Raw genomic sequence first — 20,919 nt, 5'->3', positions numbered from 1 at the left:
AACGATAGTACAGCATCGTAAACACCGGGAGCTAACGTATCCGCTCAGAGACCTGAACGGTTACTTGTTGGAATTAACCATATCTTCGAAACGATCGCGAACCTGGGGAACGTCCATACCAACGATGACCTGGTATGCCTTGCCCTTGCGAACAACACCGAGTGCACCGGCGTTCTTGAAGTTCGCATCCGAGGTATCAACCTTGTTCTCATCTGCAACAGAAACGCGAAGGCGTGTTGCGCAGTTATTCACGTTAGTGATGTTCTCAGCGCCACCGAGCAGAGCCAAGAAATCGTGAGCGCGCTGTGAATAAGGATCGTTGGATGCGGTTGCTTCGGCAGGAGCATAGTCAGCTGCGTTGACCATATCCTCGAAACGGTCACGAACCTGAGGAACGTCCATACCAACAATGACCTGCAGCGCCTTGCCCTTGTTGACCAGGCCCATAGCACCTGCGCTCTTGAAGTCTGACTCGTTACCAACGAGTTCAGGATCCTTCACCGAAACGCGGAGGCGGGTTGCGCAGTTGTTAACATCGGTGATGTTTGACGGGCCACCCAGCAGTCCCAGGAAGTCGCGTGCACGCTGGCTGTAGGTGTCATCAGCATCCGCAGTAACAGCACCGGTCGCAGCACCAGCTGCGCTTGCTGCAGCTACTGAACCCACACCAATCTTGCCGTTCTTCTTTGCTGCACGATACTCAGCCTTTGAGTACAGCTTGGTTTCGCCACCGTCGACCTCACGACCGGGAGTCTTGAAATCGAACTTCAAAATCATGAAACGGAAGACAACAAAGTAAATCAGGGTGAAGATCAGACCGATAATGATCTGAGCGATGTAGGTGCCTGAGTGGTTGCTCCACAGCGGAATCCAGTTCTGGAACAGGAAGTCAATCAGACCGCCACCCATGTTGCCGCGAACACCGAAGAGCCACATCACTGATGTCATGGTTGCAGCCAATACTGCATGAACAGCAAACAGCGGCGGAGCCAAGAAGAGGAAGGTGAATTCAAGAGGCTCGGTAATACCGATGAGGATTGCGGTCAAGCAAACGGGAATGAGAAGTGCCAGGGTTTCCTTCTTCTTCTCAGGACGCGCGGTGGTGTAGAACGCTGCAGCAATGCCCAGCGGCGCAAAGACCTTTGAGTTACCGTGCAGACCAAAGCCACCAGCGGGGAACTGCTCTGATAGGGGTGCAGATGACTGTGCAATCTGCGGCAGTGCAGCAACCCAGTCCTTGGTAACACCGTTAGGAGTAACAGCGGGACCAAAGACAAAGGGGGTGTAGATAAAGTGGTGCAGACCGGTGGGAATCAGGATGCGCTCTAAGAAGACGTACAGCCAGATGCCGAAGACGCCTGAGCCCATGAAAACACCCTGCAACGAGCCGATGCCTGCCTGGATAGTGGGCCAAACAGCGCAGAACAAAAGTGCTACGGGCATCATCAAGAAGAAGCCAACACCGTATACAAACTGAGTGCCCTGGAAGATACCGAGGAAGTCCGGAAGCTTGGTGTTAAAGAAGCGGTTGTGCAACCACACAACGATTGCAGAGATGATGATCGCACCGAAAATACCGGTGTCCATGGTTTTAATACCAGCGATCATCTTCAAACCGGTACCGGCAGCGGTCTCGGTGATGTCCTGCTCGTAGTTGATACCGAAGTTGTTGCCCCAAATGCTGAGGATGGTAGCTACAAAGTAGTTGAAGGTCAGGTAAACCATTGCTGCTTCAAGAACAGCGCGTGCCTGTGCGTGCTTTGCCAGTGCAATGGGCAAACCAAGAACAAACAACAATTCCATCTGGTTGAAGACAGTCCAAGCGCCTGCCTCCCACACTGACCAGAAGTTAAACCAGCCAGTACCCTCAGCCGCGATCGGGCCAAGGAGTTGCTCGTTCTTGCAGATAATAGCGATACCTACTGCAAGACCAGCAAAAGCAAAGAGGAGGACGGGGGCAAGCATTGCCGAGCCGAACCTCTGGATTTTCTCCATCATCGGATCAAACCTCGTTTTCAAAAGTACAAGTAACGAATAGAAGAATACCCCGAAGTAACGTATTTCACCGCACTAAATCTCTATCTTGAACAAGAGTTTCACAACGTGGCATTAGTGTTTCAAGACTTGGTAAAAGTTCTGGGCATCGCGGTCGCCCTTTCCCTCGCATTCGCGGTGCAAACGTCCATAGGATAAAACTGATTTTTCTACTATCACCACACCCCTTTATTAGCGTTAGAAGTTCCTTCCGGTCATGAAAATTTTGACTCTCAACACCCATAGCTGGCTAGAGATTAACCAGATTGATAAGCTCACCGATTTAGCGCATTACATCGTCAACGAAGACATTGATGTCATTACCCTGCAAGAAGTCAACCAACACCAACAGTTCTTCGAGGCCACCTCTACCCCATGTTTTGTATCGACCTCAGTCGAACATCCCATCCGCGAAGATAACTACGCGTTACTCCTGGTCCGTTTGTTGAAAAAGATGGGCTACACCTACCATTGGAGCTGGATTGCAACCCACCTTGGCTTTGAGATGTACGAAGAAGGACTCGCGATACTTTCTAAGGCTCCGCTTCAACGCACTCAAGCCCTCGATTTAGCGCCGAACTATGGCTTCTATGACATCCAAAAACGCTTCGCTTTAGCTGCGAAAATTGAAGTTCAAGGCCAGCCGCTATGGTTTGCAACCTGCCACCTGTCGTGGTGGAATAACGACGGGCAGTCCCTCTTTGAACACGAGTTTGCGCTTCTTGACCGCCAATTACGTGAGATTGCGGATGCTCCTGCCGTGATGATGGGCGACTTCAACAATGACAGTGCCCTGCGGGAACAGGGGTACGATCTGGTACTCTCCCGCGGATGGCATGATGCCCGAGCATCGGCAACCCAGGTTTCAGGCGAAGCCACCGTTCACAAAGCAATCCACGGCTGGGACGAAGTCCTATCAGCCATGACGTTGGATCACATCTTCACCTCTGAACCCATTGAATTCAAGACTCACAAGGTCGTATTTGCCGACAACACCGCACAAGCAATTTCAGATCACAGTGGCGTGCTCGCATCCTTCGACCCGCTTCAACTCTCGCACCCGTCACAAGCGTTCTTCGCCCGTACCGCCTAAACCCCACATTTAAGGAAAGAACCATGAGCACAACTCAGTGGTGGCAAGAACCCGTCATCTACCAGATCTACCCCCGCAGTTTTCAAGACTCTAACGGCGATGGTGTCGGAGATATCCCGGGCATTACCTCTCGCATCCCCTACCTCGCTAACCTAGGCATTCAAGCAATCTGGCTCTCCCCCGTCTATCAGTCCCCCAACGACGATAACGGCTACGACATCTCTGATTACCGAGCCATCATGGATGAGTTCGGCACCATGGCAGATTTCGATGAGCTCCTTGCCGAGGCGACCAAGCACAACATCAAAATCATCATGGACCTCGTGGTCAACCACACCTCAGATGAACACGAGTGGTTTAAGCAAGCGCGGTCCTCAAAAGACAATCCCTACCGCGATTACTACATTTGGAAGGACGCACAGGGCTTCGAGGACGACGGCACCCCGATTCCGCCCACCAACTGGATTGCAGCGTTCTCACCGTCTACGTGGGAGTGGGATGAAACTACCCAGCAGTTCTACCTTCATATGTTCTCCATCAAACAACCTGATTTGAACTGGGAGAATCCCAAGGTACGCGAAGAAGTCTACGATGTCATGCGGTTCTGGCTCGACAAAGGTGTTGCCGGTTTCCGTATGGACGTCATCAACCTGATTTCTAAAGATCAGTCATACCCCGATGATTTAGCTGTCACCGCAGGTTCAAAAGATAATTCTTTGATTATGGCCGCTAATGGTCCTCGGGTTCATGAGTTCCTCCATGAGATGTACACAGAGGTCCTGAGCAAGTACCCCGTATTGACGGTGGGTGAAACACCTTGCGTGACAACTGCAGACGGCTTGCTCTACACCGGCTTTGACCGTGAAGAACTACAAACTCTCTTCCAGTTCGAGCACATGGGAGTGGACTCTAACCCAGACCCGATGATCGGTAAATGGAACGATACTCGGTTCCAGCTCGTGGACCTCAAACGCATTTTGACTAAATGGCAGGATGATCTCTCAGGCAAGGCTTGGAACGCTCTGTATTGGAACAACCATGACCAGCCGCGCGCTGTTTCTCGCTTTGGCAATGACAGCCCGGAGCACCGCGTCCGATCAGCCAAAATGCTGGGCACAACCCTGCACATGATGCAGGGAACCCCCTACATTTATCAAGGTGAAGAGCTGGGCATGACCAACGTCTTCTTTGAGGACATCAACGATTACAACGACATCGAAATTCACGATAACTACCGCAAACTCGTGGATTCTGGCACCGTATCGCATGAGAACATGATGCGCTATATTTCAGCGTCAGGACGCGACAACGCACGCACCCCCATGCAATGGGACAACAGCAAGCACGCAGGCTTCACCGACGGTACTCCCTGGCTCAAGCTCAATCCGCGCTACACAGAAATCAACGCTGACCAGGCACTGAGTGACAAAGACTCCGTCTTCTATCACTATAAGAAGCTCATTGAATTACGGCAGAACCACCCGATTATTATCAACGGAATCTACAAGCTGCTAGATTCCGATGATGCAGCGGTTTACGCCTACCTGCGCAGAGGCACCGGAGAGTCTGAGGGCGAGACCCTGCTAGTCATTAGTAACTTCACCGATCAGCTTGTTGAACGTGATTACGGCTACGACACCGCATCCGCCGAGCTGCTGATCAGCAACTACGAGGATGCACCCACAGACAACGTCTTGCGCCCCTACGAGTCAGTTGTGTACAGGTTCACCGCATAACGGGCAACGGCAATATTTTAGTTTTTGAAGGAGAAATTTTATGTCTAACGCAGGTAAACAGTGGTGGAAAGAAGCCGTTGTATATCAGGTATGGCCGCGTTCATTCCAAGATTCTGACGGCGATGGCATCGGCGATATCCCCGGTATCACCTCGCGTATTCCCTACCTCTCGCAGCTAGGCATCAACGTTATCTGGCTCTCCCCCGTTTTTGGATCTCCCAACGACGACATGGGCTATGACATCAGCGATTACTACAGCATCATGGACGAGTTCGGCACCATGGCTGACTTTGATGAGCTTCTAGAAACCGCTCACAACCACGGCATCAAAATTCTGATGGATATGGTCGCCAATCATACCTCTGATGAGCACGAATGGTTTGTGCAGTCGCGTGCCTCCACAGACAATCCCTACCGCGACTTCTACTACTGGCGAGATTCTTCCGGCGTCGATGATCAGGGCAATCCACTCCCGCCGAATAACTGGGGCTCGGAATTTGGCGGACGCGCGTGGGAATACGACGAAAACACCGATCAGTGGTACATGCACATCTTCTCGAAGAAGCAACCCGACCTGAATTGGGAAAACCCCAAGGTGCGTGAGGCTATCTACGAGATGACCCGCTGGTGGTTAGATAAAGGAATCGATGGCTTCCGCCTGGACGCAATCAACATCATCTCCAAACCCGAGGGATTGCCTGACGATCCTTCAGTGGATCCTGACAAACACAGTTCGTCCATTCCCTTCGTCATTCACAATGGCACTAAGGTTCATGAATGGATGCACGAGATGAATGCGCAGGCATTCTCGCGCTACGACTGCATGACGGTTGGAGAGATGTCTGCAACTCCCCCGTCCGAAGCTTTAGGGTTCGCCGGTTTTGAAACCGATGAGCTCAATATGATCTTCCATTTTGAACACATGGGTGTGGACTCAGACCCGGGCGCTGGCATGGGCAAATGGTCCTTACAAAAATACGATCTTCGCGAGCTCAAAAAGGTTTTGAATGCCTGGCAGACGGAGTTGGACGGCAAGGCGTGGGGCTCACTCTACTGGAACAACCATGATCAGCCGCGCGTGGTATCGCGCTTTGGCAATGACTCTGCTGAGTACCGCGAAGTCAGCGCGAAAATGCTTGCCACCGTCCTTCACTTTATGCAGGGAACCCCCTACATTTACCAGGGCGAAGAGTTCGGCATGACCAACGTGAAGTTCCCGAGCATTTCGGACTATCGCGATCTCGATTCCCTCAACATGTACGACGATTTTGTGACCGATCGCGGTTCTCTAACTCCTGTTGAGGGCATGGAACTGATCTACGCCAAAGGACGCGACAACGCACGCACCCCCGTTCAGTGGGACAGCAGCGCTCACGGCGGGTTCTCCACCGGAACTCCGTGGATTGACGTTAACCCCAACTTCACCGAAATCAACGCCCAGGCAGCACTGGATAACCCAGACTCACTGTTCTACTACTACCAGCGTCTCATCTCCCTACGACGCGGCGAACTGCAAGACCACATGGTGTACGCGTCCTTCAAGCCCTTGGACGCCGAAGACTCAGAAGTATACGCCTACGAACGTCACGCATCGAACGGCGAGAAACTTCTTGTCATCGCGAACTTCACCGACCACGACGTAGAACGTAGCTACGAGCTAGCAGACGGCCGCCAGCAGCTCGTCATCTCTAACTACTCCGATGACGCCGGTGACACCTTGCGACCGTACGAAGCCAAGGTATACAAAATTTCCGACTAATACGTCCTACCGAAACAGGGGCTTAGCATGCACACGCAGCTAAGCCCCTTTTCGGCCTATTCAAGGTGGTTACTTACACCACGAAAATCTATATCTAGGACAACGGTTTGACCGACAAAGTAAATTAATTTGTACGCTCTTCTATCGCGCACAACGCGCCATGCCTCCTAAAAAATCCACCGCATACTAGAATAAAAACGTTCGCACACTCGAGGTTTTCCCTACTCGAATGCGAACCTCTTTGCGGCAGATTCCCCAAAAAGCGCCGCAAAGCAAAGCATCCACATGTGAATGAATAGAGAGCACCTCATTTATTTTTTAGGATGCAAAAGCCTCGCCGAGTAGTGTACGGCGAGGCTTTTCTTTTAACAAAAACACCCCGCCTCCACCGGAGACAGGGCATCAAAAAATACTTACTTATTGCGCTTACGCAACAGCTCCTGCACCTTAGGCTGAACCTTCGCAGCAAACTCCCGAATCTTCTGCTGATTCTTAGGATCACGAGCGATCTCAGTCAACTTAGCCACAACAGTACGAAGTACGTTATTCATCTTTCCTCCACCGGAACAGGCACAGACGCTCACACGCCCGCACTAATTACTATAACCACCACAGCATACAGGAAATAAGCATGGTTACCACTTAGTTGAAGGCAAAACCCACCCAAACAACAAAAAGAGCAACAGAAAAGGGACAGATCCGCGAAGACCTGTCCCCTTCCTCAGACGTTTACATCAACGCCTTATTAATCTGAATTTCTTTTCCGCCTGCGAGCGAAACCAGACAAAAGGGACAGACCCTTGAGAATCTGTCCCCTTTGAGAAACGCCTACGTCGGCGTTTTAATAAAAGCAATTTTTATTTCGGCGAAGCCGAAAATTGCTTTTATTCCCATTCAATTGTTCCCGGCGGCTTAGAAGTCACATCCAGCACAACTCGGTTAACCTCACGCACCTCATTCGTAATACGATTCGAAATCTTAGCCAACACATCGTACGGCATACGAGTCCAATCCGCAGTCATCGCATCCTCAGAAGAAACCGGACGCAACACAATCGGATGACCATACGTACGACCATCACCCTGCACACCAACAGAACGAACACCAGCCAACAACACTACCGGGCACTGCCAGATCTCTTCGTCCATGCCAGCAGCAGTCAGCTCCTCACGAGCAATCGCATCAGCCGCACGCAAAACATCCAAATTGTGCTTATTGACCTCGCCAATTACACGAATGCCCAAGCCAGGACCCGGGAAGGGCTGACGAGCAACAATCTTCTCAGGAACGCCAAGCTCACGACCAATAGCGCGAACCTCATCCTTAAAGAGAGCGCGCAACGGCTCTACAAGCTCAAACTTCAAATCCTCAGGCAAACCGCCCACATTGTGGTGAGACTTAATATTAGCCGCGCCCTCGCCGCCGCCGGACTCAACAACGTCCGGGTATAAAGTGCCCTGTACCAAGAACTTAATATCCGCTCCCTCAACGCCAGCCTCAGCAATCAACTTACGCTGAGCGTCCTCAAACGAACGGATAAATTCACGACCAATAGCCTTACGCTTAGCCTCAGGCTCAGTAATGCCCTCCAGAGCGCCCAAGAAACGCTCTGACTCATCGATAGTCACAACCTTGATGCCCATAGTTGACGCGTAATCCTGCTCAACCTGCTCGCGCTCACCTTCACGCAACAAACCGTGATCGATAAAGAAACACGTTAGCTGATCGCCAACAGCCTTGTGGACCAAAGCCGCAGCAACAGAAGAATCAACGCCGCCGGACAGTGCACAGATTACGAGGTCATCGCCAACCTGCTCACGAATCTTAGCAACCTGCTCGTCGATGATATTGCCCGTTGACCATGTCTTCTCAAGGCCCGCAACGTTGAACAAGAAGTTCTCCAGAGCTACCTGACCGTAATCAGAGTGCTTAACCTCGGGGTGCCACTGCACGCCGCCGAATTTACGCTTGGTATCAACGAAAGCAGCCACCTCAGCGCCGGGGGTCTTCGCCAAAACATCGAACCCCTCAGGTGCCTGCGACACGGAATCACCATGGCTCATCCAAACATTCTGGCTGTCGGGGGTGCCGGTTAAGAATGATGAGTCTTCAGCACACACGGTCGCGGTAGTAGCGCCGAACTCACTCAAACCTGTCTGAGCAACAGTACCGCCCAGAGTATGAGCCATCAGCTGGAAGCCATAGCAAATACCAAAAACAGGTACGCCAGCTTCGAACAAAGCGATATCACCTGCAGGCGCACCATCTGCATAAACAGATGAAGGACCGCCCGAAAGAATGATTGCGGCAGGATCTTTCGCCAAAATCTTCTCGGTGGACATGCTGTGAGGAACGATTTCTGAGTAAACACCGGCCTCACGTACGCGACGAGCAATCAGCTGCGCGTACTGAGCACCGTAGTCTACAACCAGTACCGGGCGCTCTTCGAGCTGCTCTACGGTATTTTCTGCGTTGGTCACTTATTACCTTAAAGGTCGGTGGTTTTGTGCCTCAACAGGTGTTGAGACCTGGTCTATGGTTCATTCTAAGCTACAGAGCGGACTTTATGCATCACTGCCCTGTGCCCACATGTGCTTAGTAGCGCTTTAAAGCCTGCGGGTTAGCCTCAACCAGCGACAGAGTCTCACGGTGAATCTTCTTCTCAACAATAAATGAGAGGAAAGGCACGACGCCGCCAAGAGCCATCACAATCAACTGAGCAATACCCCAGCGCATCAGCAACCACAGGCGCAGGCATGACAGCAGGTAAATGACATAGAACCAACCGTGGACAATCAAAATCCAAGTTGAGATGTTAATACCGCCGGTCAGGTTGCCCGTTTCTCGGTTGAGCCAGCCTAGAGCAACGTTTTCACCGGTTGCCGCATTGGTAGCTCCTGCCATGAGGTCGTAACCAAAAATATAGCGAGAAATCATCTCGGCTACTAGCAGTAGCAAAAACGTACCTGAAATCCAGGCGCACCATTTGTAGAGCGTCAGAGCTGAGCGAATCTGCGACTCAGTACCGCCAAATTTTTTGCGAACGGTAAAACCACCGCGCGCATTGGCATCCTGCGATGCTGATGATGATGCGAGGGTCACTTTCTTACCGTCGGTTCTTTCAACAGGACGCGGGGTCTTATCAGAAGCCATACATTAATCTCTTTTCTAGCTATTGCGCAGTAGGTCGGGAAGTAGTTGTGGACGACGGCATATCAGGGACCGTATCAAAGAAGTAGTACTGCTGATCGGCGGGATCAAAGTAGTAGGCGCGTCCGGTTTCTTCATCGATAAAGTACTCACCGGTGTATTCAAAGTATTGAGCGGGATCACTTTCTTTGTCGAGAGAATCCTTGAGCATACGCCACCACAGGTACAGTGCAAAGCCTGCGAATACCAGCCATTCCAGCGAGTAGAAAATGTTGAGCCAGTTGATATCGTGGTCTTCAACCTGGGCAACTCTTACGGGGGTGAGATCCTGGTTCTGCCCTATGATGGTGGAGCTTTCATCGATAGTTTTCTCCGCTGTGACCGGAAGGCTCTGCGAGGCGGGAACTTCTGCGGCAACCGTCAGGATAGATGAATAGAGCGGACGTTCCCACAGGTTGGTGAGCTGGGCAGTGCTGGTGGATGCGAGTGTGCGGGGGTTTGCGGCATCCTCATCGTGACGAGATTGGCTGGCAACGGCGGGTTCGTTAGAAACCACGCGTCCTGCAATCTTGACCGTCCCTTGCGGCTCTTGAGGAATCTCAGTGGTGCGAGACCACGCACGGGCAACTGCTATAGCGCGCTGGGTCTGTTTGCCGTCGATAGACACTTTTTGAGCGTCTTTGGGCACAAATTCACTAACAATCCAATACCCGTGTGCACCGTTTTCCAGGCGGTTCTCGATCAGATACGAAGACCCCTGAACGTATGTGCCCTCAGCTTCAACCACAGTATCAACCTGAGTTTGTATCAGCGGCTCATTAGCCTTGAGAACCTCTGTGTAAGGACGCACCCGATCTTTAGCAGGATCAGCGTTCACACGCCCCAGCGTCGAAGAATTAAGTTGCCACATCGAAAGCATGACAAAGCCACTGACCAGCGCGAGCGCCACCAGTAGCAAACCAATCCACCGAGGTTTAAGAGCCTGTTTTAACACCCTTCTACCCTATCTGTTTTAAAGTAAAAATTCCCCGCATCATCGTGGGATATCTACCGATGTGCGGGGAATTTTCAGCTTAAGCGTTCACCGGTTATTAGCCGCCGTACGGAATAAGCGTTACTTCTGAGCGCTGGAAGGATTTGAGATCGGTGTAACCGCAGGTTGCCATGGCGCGCTTGATGCCGCCGACAATGTTGGAGGTACCGTCAACGTGGTGTGAGGGGCCGTAGAGAACTTCCTCTAGCGGTCCTACAACTTCAAGCGGGGTGCGGACGCCGCGGGGATACTCGGGGCTGTGTGCCTCGTTGCCCCAGTAGAGACCGCGTCCGGGGGCTTCTTCAGCACGCGCCAAAGGAGCACCGATCATAGCTGCGTCTGCGCCAAGTGCCAGTGATTTTACGATGTCGCCGGAACGTCCCTGGCCACCGTCAGCAATCACGTGCACGTAGCGTCCGCCTGATTCATCCAGGTAGTCGCTACGAGCCTGAACAACATCAGAGATAGCGGTTGCCATGGCCGCGTGAATGCCCAGACCGCGACGGGTGGTCATTGCTGAGCCGCCGCCGAAGCCAACGAGCACACCGGCTGCACCGGTACGCATCAGGTGCAGCGCCGGAGTGTAACCAGCCACGCCACCAACGATGACAGGAACATCGAGCTCATAAATGAACTTTTTGAGGTCCAGCGGCTCACGGTTCTGCGAAACGTGCTGCGCAGAGACGGTGGTACCGCGAATTACAAAGATATCGACGCCGGCTTTGACGACGGTCTCGTAGTGCTCCTGAATGTTCTGCGGGGTCAATGAACCTGCAACGATGACGCCTGACTCGCGGATCTCCGAAAGTCGTGCAGTAATAAGCTCGGGCTTGATGGGTTCCGCGTAGATTTCCTGCATACGACAGGTAGCCGCAATGGGGTTGTCTACCGGCATAGCGGTGATTTCGTTCAGGTAGGGCTGGGGATCCTCGTAGCGGGTCCACAGACCTTCCAAGTTGAGCACGCCCAGACCGCCCAGCTTACCGAGGGCAATAGCTGTAGCGGGTGAGGTGACCGAATCCATCGGTGCACCAATCAAGGGAGTATCAAACTTGAACGCGTCAATCTGCCACGATGTATCAACATCTGATGCATCGCGAGTACGGCGGGTGGGAACGAGCGCAATGTCGTCCAAGGAATATGTGCGTCGGGCACGTTTTGACATGCCAATTTGAATATCGCTCACGCGGTGTTTTCCTTTCACAAGCGCGGTAACGCCGAATAATTCTCGGTGGTACCGACTTTGAGGGTTAGCGGCGGTAGTTCGGTGCCTCAACGGTCATCATGATGTCGTGAGGATGCGATTCTTTCAAACCTGCAGGAGTGATACGAACGAACTTGCCGTTGTTCTTGAGGTCTTCAACAGTGCGAGCACCGGTGTAGAACATGGTCTGACGCAAGCCGCCTTCAAGCTGATGCAAAACGGATGATAGCGGGCCGCGGAAAGGCACCTGGCCCTCAATGCCCTCGGGGATGAGCTTGTCTTCGCCCTTAACATCTGCCTGGAAGTAGCGGTCTTTAGAGTATGACTTGTGGCGGCCACGGGTAACCATCGCACCCAGTGATCCCATACCACGGTAGGCCTTAAACTGCTTACCGTTGACAAAGATGAGGTCGCCGGGAGCCTCGGCAGTACCTGCCAGCATGGAGCCCATCATCACGGAGTCAGCGCCAGCAACCAGTGCCTTGCCGATTTCGCCGGAGTGCTGCATACCGCCGTCCGCAATGAGCGGAACGCCCGCAGGAATTGCGGCCTTAGCTGCCTCGTTGATTGCGGTAATCTGAGGTACACCAACGCCCGCGATGATACGGGTGGTGCAGATAGAACCGGGGCCAACGCCCACCTTCACGCCGTCCGCACCGGCATCGATGATTGCCTGGGCGCCTTCGCGGGTAGCAGCCTGTCCACCGATAATATCAACGTGGTTTGCGGCAGAATCCTTCTTCAGGCGAGCGATCATGTCGAGCACGCCCTGGGAATGGCCGTTAGCAGTGTCGATGAATAGAGCATCAACGCCAGCTTCAATGAGAGACATTGCGCGCTCGTAGCCATCGCCAAAGAAGCCAACAGCTGCACCAACGCGCAGGCGACCTTCGTCGTCCTTAGTAGCGTTGGGGTACTGCTCAGTCTTGATGAAGTCCTTGATGGTAATCAGACCGGTCAACTTACCAGCATCATCCACCAAAGGCAGCTTCTCAATCTTGTTATCGGAAAGCAGCTTGAAAGCCTCGTCCTTGTCCATGCCTTCGCGACCGGTAATCAGAGGCATGGGGGTCATGATTTCGCGGACGGTACGCTCTGCGTAGTCAGCCTCGGGCAGGTAACGGATGTCGCGGTTGGTGATGATACCAACCAGAACCTCGTTCTCATCTACAACAGGCAGACCAGAGACCTTGAAATGACCGCAAACCTGGTCCAGCTCTTCAATGGTCGCGTCGGGGGTAATGGTCACCGGGTTGGTAATCATACCTGATTCGCTACGCTTGACGCGGTCTACGTGAGAAGCCTGATCTTCGATGGAAAGATTACGGTGCAGGACGCCCATGCCGCCCAGTCGAGCCATGGCGATAGCCAGCTCAGACTCGGTCACGGTATCCATTGCGGCGGAGATAATGGGGGTGTTCAGATGGATACGCTTAGACAGCTTGGTTGAAGTATCTGCATCTGCAGGATTTACGTCGGTGTTGCCCGGCAGAAGCAGCACATCATCGTAGGTGAGGCCGGTAAAGCCAAAGGGATCATCGGATAGAGCGGTAGGAGTGGTCATAGAACCTTTGTATCTTTCGGGACTAAGCTGCGTTGGACACTAACGCATTGCACATGTGTTTTTTCAATAGTAAACCGGCAGGTTGATTCGTTCGACCCATTGCACCTCAAGCGTGTTGAGTACCACAGCTCAAGCTACCGGTTTGGAATATAAGACTGTAACCAGTCTCCGGCAGTTTTCATTCCCCGTGTGAGCTCGCGAGCGCGCGTTGCAGTCTGTCGTCGAAGAATCCCTGCGCTGAATCGGTGAAGGTTTTGGTCAGATGCGAGTGGTCACGGTAGGTGTACACGTTTCCAACAGCTGACGGGCAGGCACCATTGGGGCAGATGATATCGGTCATGTCCATCGCCGAAAAGTTGGGGTACTTTTTCTCAAGATCCACCAGCGGGTCAGGGTTCTGCGCTATCTCTGATTGCAGTGTGCAGTCGGCGTTGGTTCGAGTCTCGCAGTCAGAATGCGGCACCTGAAAACGCGGATTATCACGCAGAGCTATCAGTTGAGTCCCTTCAGATTGCAGGCGTTGGATATAGGGTTCAAGACCGCTCGGTACGTATTCCCCCGCGTTCTCCCATACCGAGACCGTGCCGATTGTAAAGACGAAGTCGGGACGAGCGTCCTTGATGTATTCAAAGGCCTGCTGGGTCCACTCGTTGCAGGGCTGCTTGTTCACGCTGGCATCAAAAACCTGGCAATCGTTATACTGCAAGAATTTAACGTCCCAGTTGTTTTCTTCACCGGTCTGCTCTAGGTTTGCCATCCACTGCTCAACGTGAGAGTTACCAAAAGCGATCACCGTTTTAGAGGGATTTTCGTTTTTCACAATATGGTGGCAGGTGTAGGTGGGCATGCCAAAACTGTCAGTTTTTGCGACATCGCACAGATCGTTGAAAATAGGGCGGTCACTGTAGCGTTCTACCGACAGCGGCAGGTATCCGGCATCTGCGCTCCCCTGATAGGTAAAGTTCGGATCAAGAATTTTCGCGCCGGGATTATCCACGGATGCGCGCGCCAATAAACGTTCGGTTTCGTGTTGGTTGTACGCAGTCCATGCATTGGTGGCTCCGACTACGGCAATCATGCACAGCGCCACTAATGCCACGCCACGGTAGCGAGCAGCATCCAGCCACGCCCACGAACGCAGAGGATTCTCAACTAAACGAGTCAGTACATACGATAGGGCTAAGGACGCGGCGAAAAGCACCAGCCCTGCCAAAAATCCAGCTTTTTCGCGATTGACCATGTACAGGTAGAACACCAACATGGGCCAGTGCAAAAGGTATAGCCCGTATGAGTACTTAGCCAGCCAGAGAAGAGAAGGATGCGAGAGAATACGGTCAGCGCCCCAGGAAGTACCGGTTGAACCGGCAAGAATGATGAAGGATGCAGAAAGCGTAGGCCACAGGGCATAAAAGCCCGGGAAGTTTCCCTCGACATCCAACAACAGACCGCAGGTGACGATACCAAAAATTCCAACCCACCCCATGAGCGCACGAAGCACCGCAGGAAGCTTGAGATACGGCAGGACTAATGCCACCAAGGTACCTAGAGCGAACTCCCACAATCGAGCCCAGGTATTGAAGTAAGCACTTTGTTGATCGGCGGCAGTGACGTGAACAGAATAGTTTAAAGACCAGATAAATACGGAGCCAAAAACAACAGCAAGAATCAGTCTCGCCTTGATTTTAGTGATTCGGTACAGCAACCAGCACAGGGCAAAGAGCAGGGGCCAGATGATAAAAATCTGCCCTTGAACTGACAACGACCAAAAATGTCTCAGCGGTGAAGATTCTGAAGAATCAGCGGCGTAGTAATCCACCAGATTCTTGATGCTCCACCAGTTATCGCGGTAGAAGATAACAGCGCGAGCCTCATTCATAATCCCTGCCCAGCGAGGCTCAGGCAGAAAACGCCAGGTTCCTAGCAGAACCAGTAACACCGTGACCGTTGCCAGCGGAACAATGCGCTTGAAAGTATGCACCCAGTATTTTGTGACCGTCCCCAGAAAAACCCTTTGTCCCGTCTCGATTTTGCGAGTGAACGAAAGAGTCATCAAGAACGCTGAAATCAGCAAAAAGACGTCGACGCCACCGGAGACCTTGCCAAACCAAAAATGATAAGCAGCCACCAAGAACAACGCGAGAGCGCGCAGTCCCTGAATTTCCGGACGAAACGCCAGCTTAGGTGCGGTCTCCGATGCGTTGGGGTCAGCAAAAATTCTCATGAAGGGTCTCTAGCCGCTGCACTGTCTCTTAGGGGAGTAAAAAGTGCACCGTCGATACTCAATCTGTGCACCGTCAAAACACTACCTAGATTTTTTGTAAAGTTTGGCTTAAAACGAGAAAACCCCGCTCACTGTGACTAACACAATGAACGGGGCTTACTATCGGCCGGTGAGAAGTTTACTCTTCTTCCTCAGCGGGCTTTTCTACCACGAGGGTTTCGGTGGTCAGAACCAGCGCTGCAATGGATGATGCGTTTTCCAAAGCTGAGCGGGTGACCTTGACCGGGTCGATAACGCCGGCACCGATGAGGTCGCCGTATTCGCCGGTCTTAGCGTTGAAACCGGAGCCAAGAGGAAGCTCAGCGACCTTTGAGGTCACGACGTAGCCATCTTCGCCAGCGTTTTCAGCAATCCAGCGCAAGGGCTGAACCAGGGCTCGGCGAACGATATCAACGCCGGTCTGCGCATCAGCGCTTTCCAGTTCAAGACCGTCCAGTGCCTTAAGCGCGTGTACTAGTGCGGTACCGCCGCCAGCCACAATGCCTTCTTCAAGAGCTGCACGGGTGGAGGAAACAGCGTCCTCGATGCGGTGCTTGCGTTCCTTAGCCTCGACCTCCGTTGCTGCACCCACCTTGATGACGCCTACGCCACCGGCGAGCTTAGCCAAGCGTTCTTTGAGCTTTTCGCGATCCCATTCAGAATCAACACGGTCGATTTCGGCGCGGAGCTGGTCAACGCGTTCTGCAACAGCTTCTGCGGTGCCAGCACCTTCAACGATGGTGGTGTTGTTCTTGGTAACGGTGATGCGGCGGGCAGAACCGAGCTGCTCGATAGTCACTGAATCCAGTGAGATACCGAGTTCACCGGTGATAACGGTGCCACCGGTCAAGATCGCAAGATCCTGCATGATGGCCTTGCGGCGATCACCAAAACCGGGTGCCTTCAGCGCTACAACGTCGAGGTTGCCGCGCATCTTGTTAACAACGAGGGTTGATAGAGCCTCGCCCTCGACGTCTTCAGCGATGATGGTCAGAGGCTTCTTAGCCTGAACAACCTTCTCAAGCAAAGGCATGATGTCTGCGATTGAAGAAATCTTGCCCTGATAGATCAGGATCAAAGAGTCTTCAAGAACTGCTTCAGCGCGCTCGGGATCAGTCACGAATGAGGGTGACAGGTAGCCCTTATCGAACTGCATACCTTCGGTGATATCGAGTTCGATATCGGTTGAAGAGCCATCTTCGATGGTGATAACGCCGTCCTTGCCGACCTTATCGAATGCCTCAGCCAGCAGTTCACCAATTTCAGGTGACTGAGCTGAAATAGCAGCTACGTGAGTAACTTCTTCGCCCTGAACCTCGCGTGCGTTTTCCAGCAAACGAGCTGAAACTGCCTGCACAGCGGTTTCGATGCCCCGCTTGATTTCACCGGGTGCCGCGCCGGATGCTACGTTGCGCAGACCTTCAGCTACGAGAGCCTGTGCGAGCACGGTAGCGGTGGTGGTGCCGTCACCAGCAACATCGTTTGTGCGGGTTGCTACTTCTTTAGCCAACTGTGCGCCCAAGTTTTCGTACGGGTTTTCCAGCTCAATTTCGCGAGCGATGGATACGCCGTCGTTGGTGATAATGGGGGCGCCCCACTGCTTATCAAGAACTACATTGCGGCCGCGAGGACCCAGGGTTACCTTGACTGCATCGGCAAGCTTATCGACGCCGGCCTGCAGGTGCTTACGTGCGTCATCATTGAATTCAAGCTGTTTTGCCATGAATCCGTCTCATCTCCTTCTAAAAATCAGGTGAAGGAATAAATTACTTAGTTACTACAGCAAGTACATCGCGTGCTGAGAGTACGAGGTATTCTACGCCGTCGTACTTAACTTCGGTTCCGCCGTACTTTGAGAAGATGACGATGTCGCCCTCAGCAACATCTACGGGGATGCGGTTGCCCTTGTCGTCTACACGACCGGGACCAACTGCAACGACCTTTGCTTCCTGGGGCTTTTCTTTTGCGGTGTCAGGAATAACCAGACCTGATGCGGTGGTCTGCTCAGCTTCTACAATCTGAACAACGATGCGGTCTTCCAAAGGCTTGATGTTTGCCATGATAGCTCCTTGTTAAAGAATGAATTCTTGTATTCATGGGTGGCTGTCAACGGGGCGCTAGCGTCCGGTGAGCACTGTCGTCGCGGTGCCAGTACTCAAAAAGACGTTAGCACTGTCTGTAGCCAAGTGCTAACTAAAACTTTAGAACCGGTGTGTGGAGAGGGTCAAGGTGAGCGGTTTTGTTTATGGCTGTGGGCATAACGAATGTATTGTCTGTGATCGTTCAAGAATCTAAGAACCGCCGATCTTTAGAGGGTAAGGTTCTGTTCTAAAATAGGGGCGTGACTTCTTCTACCGCGATTTTCTCGCCGCTTCAGCTCGAACTCATTGACTCCTGCGTCCCCTACACCGCCGATTCTGCGCTCACTGCAGCCACGCGGTTACGCAAGGCCGGTATCGACTCTGCCGACGCATCGGCCATGTTGACGCAGGCGAAGCTTCGCACTCAGGCTCAGGCTAAGTTCGGTCAGCGCGCTTTGACTATGCTCTTCACAGAAGCCGGGTATGAGCAGTCCACGCGCTTGGCTGTCGCTCGTTTACACGCACAGCGGTTTATCGATGCCAATCTCTTTTCTGTGGCAGATCTAGGATGCGGCATCGGGGCAGACTCAATGGCATTTGCCGATGCGGGGCTCAAGGTAGTTTCGGTCGAGCTAGATGAACAAACCGCCGCTTTTACGCAACACAATATGTCTGCCTATGAAAACTGCCAGGTTATCTGCGCCAACATGATGGAGCTGCCCTTCAGCCAACTGACGGACGCTACCGGTCAGCCCATTGGAGCGTTATGGCTTGATCCTGCCCGCCGCGAGGTGGAGGGCTCAGCGTCCAGACGTGTGTGGGACGCTGAAAGTTTCTCGCCGCCCTTCTTCTTCGTCAAGAAGCTCGCATCAACGGGCATACCCATGGGCGTCAAAATGGGGCCGGGAATTCCCCACGATGAAATTCCGGATAACTGCGAAGCCCAGTGGATTTCACATGGCGGCAGCGTGGTAGAAGTAGTGCTCTGGTTCAACGCTTTAGCCCGTCCCGGGGTAAAAAGATCCGCCATCGTCATGAGCAACAACGCGCTAGAACCGGAAGTTCTGGGCGAAATCACCAGTGATGTGTGGGATAAGAACTCCCCAGAGCCCGAAATCCGCGAACTACAGCAGTTCATCTACGAACCCGATGGCGCCGTCATCCGAGCCCACCTCGTCACTGAACTTGCCGAAGAAACAGGCCTCCACCTCATCGATGAAAACATTGCCTACCTCACCGGCGATAAATACGTTCCCACTCCCCTAGCGAGCGCATACGAAATCATCGACAAACTTCCCCTGCACGAAAAACACCTCAAAAAATGGGTTAAAGAACAGAGAATCACCGCACTCACCATCAAAAAACGCGGTGTGGACGTCGTGCCCGAAACCCTGCGCTCAAAACTACTTGCAGGCTCAAAAAAGAAAAAAGGACAGCCCGCTGTTACTGCTACCCTCATAGCAACCCGCATAGGTTCGGGGGCATTGTCAGAGCGATTCGCCCTTCACGTCAAACCGGTCGCGTAATACAGAGTCAAGTTCGCCCACCTACTGAACACCGTCCTAGTAACCTCACCTTATTGCTCTAGGATGATATGACCAGTACTTGCACGGAAGAGACCCCATGATTTCTTTTGCATCCTCCCCACAATCCACCCTCGGCGTGGAATGGGAACTCGCACTTGTCGACCTCTCCACAGGGGAACTCGCCTCACGCGCGCAAGAAGTATTTGCCGCGCTCGAAGCACAATCACCAGAAATCCTCAAAGAAAACAACGGTCCGCACATCACCGGCGAATTCCTCGACAACACCGTCGAACTGGTCACCGGCGTCTGCAAAACCCCGGCAGAAGCAACAGCACAGCTCAAAGAAGCTACAGACGCACTCAACGCAGTGCTCGAACCGCTCAACCTGGGCTTCTTCTCAGCAGGCACCCACCCCTTCTCACAATGGCGCGAACAGCCCGTCGCAGACAAAGAGCGCTACCAAAAAGTCATCGACCGCACCCAATACTGGGGCCGTCAAATGATTATCTACGGAGTACACGTCCACGTCGGCGTCAACGCCCGCGACAAAGCGTTCCCCGTCCTCAACGGACTCACCAACTTCTACCCGCACCTACTCGCGCTCTCCGCATCCTCCCCCTACTGGGAAGGCACCGACACCGGATTCGCCTCCCACCGCTCCCAGTTGTTCCAACAACTTCCCACTGCGGGGCTACCCTTCAACTTCGAAACATGGGAAGAATACGAGTCATACTTCAACGACATCAAAACCACCGGTGTCATCGACGAACCCGGCGAAAACCGCTGGGACATCCGCCCCGTCGCCCACTACGGCACCGTCGAAATGCGCGTCTGCGACGGACTCGCATCCCTCAACGACATCGCAGGCATCTCAGCCTTCACCCAATGCCTCGCGGAACACTTCTCACGCCAAGTAGACGCCGGCAAACACATCGAACCCCTCAAACCCTGGCACGTCCAAGAAAACAAATGGCGAGCAGCACGCTACGGCACCGACGCCATCGTCATTTTAGATAACCAAAACACCGAACAACTCGTCACCGAACACACCCTCGAGACCCTCAACATCCTCGAACCCATCGCGGCAGACCTCGGCTGCTCAGATGACCTCGCACAGATCGAACGCATCATCAACGACGGCCCCGGCTACAAACGCCAACGACGCATCGCCGAACAAAACAACGGCGACTTCACCGCAGTCGTCTTCGACCTCGTAAAACAAGGACGCGCATAGCTATTTAGGTATTGCGGTCGTGGGTGTTTTTTGAGTAATGCAGGCGTGGGTGTGCCCCTGCAAAATGTGAGAGGACGCTGGGCGTCCTGCACATTGTTGCAGGACGAAGCCCACGCCTTGCATCACTCGGAAGGTATAGCCGGAGCGAGTTCTAGAGGCAGCGCGCCTACCCCGGTAGAGCAGGTGATTTTACTGCCGTAGCTAGCGCTTGGCGCTCTGCCTACTGTAAGTAATTCGAGAAGTTT

At 53.0% G+C, this 20,919-nt stretch carries 15 protein-coding genes; 5 read left to right on the top strand and 10 right to left on the bottom strand.

Features of this window, described 5'->3' with window-relative positions:
* Positions 1-60: 60 nt before the first annotated feature.
* Complete coding sequence (locus tag HF984_RS06885) at positions 61-1,998, bottom strand: PTS sugar transporter subunit IIBC (RefSeq protein WP_168614946.1); 1,938 nt, start codon at positions 1,996-1,998, stop codon at positions 61-63.
* Between the two features lie 253 nt (positions 1,999-2,251).
* Here HF984_RS06885 and HF984_RS06880 point away from each other — a divergent pair, with 253 nt between their 5' ends.
* The 3 genes from HF984_RS06880 to HF984_RS06870 are packed head-to-tail and all read left to right on the top strand — an operon-like array spanning position 2,252 to position 6,622.
* Complete coding sequence (locus HF984_RS06880) at positions 2,252-3,127, top strand: endonuclease/exonuclease/phosphatase family protein (RefSeq protein ID WP_168614945.1); 876 nt, start codon at positions 2,252-2,254, stop codon at positions 3,125-3,127.
* 23 nt (positions 3,128-3,150) lie between these two features.
* On the top strand, positions 3,151-4,863 hold the full coding sequence (locus HF984_RS06875) for a glycoside hydrolase family 13 protein (RefSeq protein WP_168614944.1): 1,713 nt from the start codon (positions 3,151-3,153) through the stop codon (positions 4,861-4,863).
* 40 nt (positions 4,864-4,903) lie between these two features.
* Positions 4,904-6,622 (top strand): glycoside hydrolase family 13 protein, encoded by a 1,719-nt coding sequence (locus HF984_RS06870; protein WP_168614943.1) that lies wholly within the window; start codon positions 4,904-4,906, stop codon positions 6,620-6,622.
* Between the two features lie 413 nt (positions 6,623-7,035).
* Here HF984_RS06870 and HF984_RS06865 read toward each other — a convergent pair whose 3' ends face one another.
* The 9 genes from HF984_RS06865 to groES form a co-directional block, all read right to left on the bottom strand.
* On the bottom strand, positions 7,036-7,173 hold the full coding sequence (locus tag HF984_RS06865; RefSeq protein ID WP_168614942.1) for a hypothetical protein: 138 nt from the start codon (positions 7,171-7,173) through the stop codon (positions 7,036-7,038).
* 333 nt (positions 7,174-7,506) lie between these two features.
* On the bottom strand, positions 7,507-9,102 hold the full coding sequence (gene guaA / locus HF984_RS06860; RefSeq protein WP_168614941.1) for a glutamine-hydrolyzing GMP synthase: 1,596 nt from the start codon (positions 9,100-9,102) through the stop codon (positions 7,507-7,509).
* A gap of 115 nt (positions 9,103-9,217) precedes the next feature.
* Entirely contained in the window at positions 9,218-9,775 is a 558-nt protein-coding gene (locus HF984_RS06855) for a DUF3817 domain-containing protein (protein ID WP_168614940.1), read from the bottom strand.
* A 19-nt stretch (positions 9,776-9,794) separates the two neighbouring features.
* Entirely contained in the window at positions 9,795-10,766 is a 972-nt protein-coding gene (locus tag HF984_RS06850) for an SURF1 family cytochrome oxidase biogenesis protein (protein ID WP_343947428.1), read from the bottom strand.
* A 97-nt stretch (positions 10,767-10,863) separates the two neighbouring features.
* Complete coding sequence (locus HF984_RS06845) at positions 10,864-11,970, bottom strand: GuaB3 family IMP dehydrogenase-related protein (RefSeq protein ID WP_210729626.1); 1,107 nt, start codon at positions 11,968-11,970, stop codon at positions 10,864-10,866.
* Between the two features lie 85 nt (positions 11,971-12,055).
* Positions 12,056-13,573: an IMP dehydrogenase gene (gene guaB, locus HF984_RS06840; protein WP_168614938.1), complete on the bottom strand. Its 1,518-nt coding sequence runs from the start codon at positions 13,571-13,573 to the stop codon at positions 12,056-12,058.
* A 178-nt stretch (positions 13,574-13,751) separates the two neighbouring features.
* Positions 13,752-15,794, bottom strand: coding sequence for an acyltransferase family protein (locus HF984_RS06835; RefSeq protein WP_168614937.1), 2,043 nt, complete (start codon positions 15,792-15,794; stop codon positions 13,752-13,754).
* 178 nt (positions 15,795-15,972) lie between these two features.
* On the bottom strand, positions 15,973-17,556 hold the full coding sequence (groL, locus tag HF984_RS06830; RefSeq protein WP_168614936.1) for a chaperonin GroEL: 1,584 nt from the start codon (positions 17,554-17,556) through the stop codon (positions 15,973-15,975).
* A 43-nt stretch (positions 17,557-17,599) separates the two neighbouring features.
* Positions 17,600-17,896, bottom strand: a complete 297-nt coding sequence (gene groES / locus HF984_RS06825; protein ID WP_343947430.1) for a co-chaperone GroES — start codon at positions 17,894-17,896, stop codon at positions 17,600-17,602.
* Positions 17,897-18,174: 278 nt separating this feature from the next.
* Here groES and HF984_RS06820 point away from each other — a divergent pair, with 278 nt between their 5' ends.
* Both HF984_RS06820 and HF984_RS06815 read left to right on the top strand, forming a co-directional pair.
* Entirely contained in the window at positions 18,175-19,440 is a 1,266-nt protein-coding gene (locus HF984_RS06820; RefSeq protein WP_168614934.1) for a THUMP-like domain-containing protein, read from the top strand.
* 97 nt (positions 19,441-19,537) lie between these two features.
* Positions 19,538-20,674, top strand: coding sequence for a glutamate--cysteine ligase (locus HF984_RS06815; protein ID WP_168614933.1), 1,137 nt, complete (start codon positions 19,538-19,540; stop codon positions 20,672-20,674).
* The last annotated feature ends 245 nt before the right edge of the window (positions 20,675-20,919 follow it).

The sequence above is a fragment of the Rothia terrae genome (genome assembly GCF_012396615.1).
Lineage (GTDB): Bacteria > Actinomycetota > Actinomycetes > Actinomycetales > Micrococcaceae > Rothia > Rothia terrae.
Note: the sequence above shows the minus strand (reverse complement) of the source record. Positions and strands in the feature narration are given on the sequence as shown.

What these genes read in the sequence shown, in the direction of transcription:
- groL (WP_168614936.1), bottom strand. Translation starts at nt 17,556, where the DNA reads ATGGCAAAACAGCTTGAATTCAATGATGACGCACGTAAGCACCTGCAG.
- HF984_RS06815 (WP_168614933.1), top strand. Translation starts at nt 19,538, where the DNA reads ATGATTTCTTTTGCATCCTCCCCACAATCCACCCTCGGCGTGGAATGG.
- HF984_RS06835 (WP_168614937.1), bottom strand. Translation starts at nt 15,794, where the DNA reads ATGAGAATTTTTGCTGACCCCAACGCATCGGAGACCGCACCTAAGCTG.
- guaB (WP_168614938.1), bottom strand. Translation starts at nt 13,573, where the DNA reads ATGACCACTCCTACCGCTCTATCCGATGATCCCTTTGGCTTTACCGGC.
- HF984_RS06855 (WP_168614940.1), bottom strand. Translation starts at nt 9,775, where the DNA reads ATGGCTTCTGATAAGACCCCGCGTCCTGTTGAAAGAACCGACGGTAAG.
- HF984_RS06865 (WP_168614942.1), bottom strand. Translation starts at nt 7,173, where the DNA reads ATGAATAACGTACTTCGTACTGTTGTGGCTAAGTTGACTGAGATCGCT.
- HF984_RS06870 (WP_168614943.1), top strand. Translation starts at nt 4,904, where the DNA reads ATGTCTAACGCAGGTAAACAGTGGTGGAAAGAAGCCGTTGTATATCAG.
- HF984_RS06885 (WP_168614946.1), bottom strand. Translation starts at nt 1,998, where the DNA reads ATGATGGAGAAAATCCAGAGGTTCGGCTCGGCAATGCTTGCCCCCGTC.
- HF984_RS06880 (WP_168614945.1), top strand. Translation starts at nt 2,252, where the DNA reads ATGAAAATTTTGACTCTCAACACCCATAGCTGGCTAGAGATTAACCAG.
- HF984_RS06875 (WP_168614944.1), top strand. Translation starts at nt 3,151, where the DNA reads ATGAGCACAACTCAGTGGTGGCAAGAACCCGTCATCTACCAGATCTAC.
- HF984_RS06845 (WP_210729626.1), bottom strand. Translation starts at nt 11,970, where the DNA reads ATGTCAAAACGTGCCCGACGCACATATTCCTTGGACGACATTGCGCTC.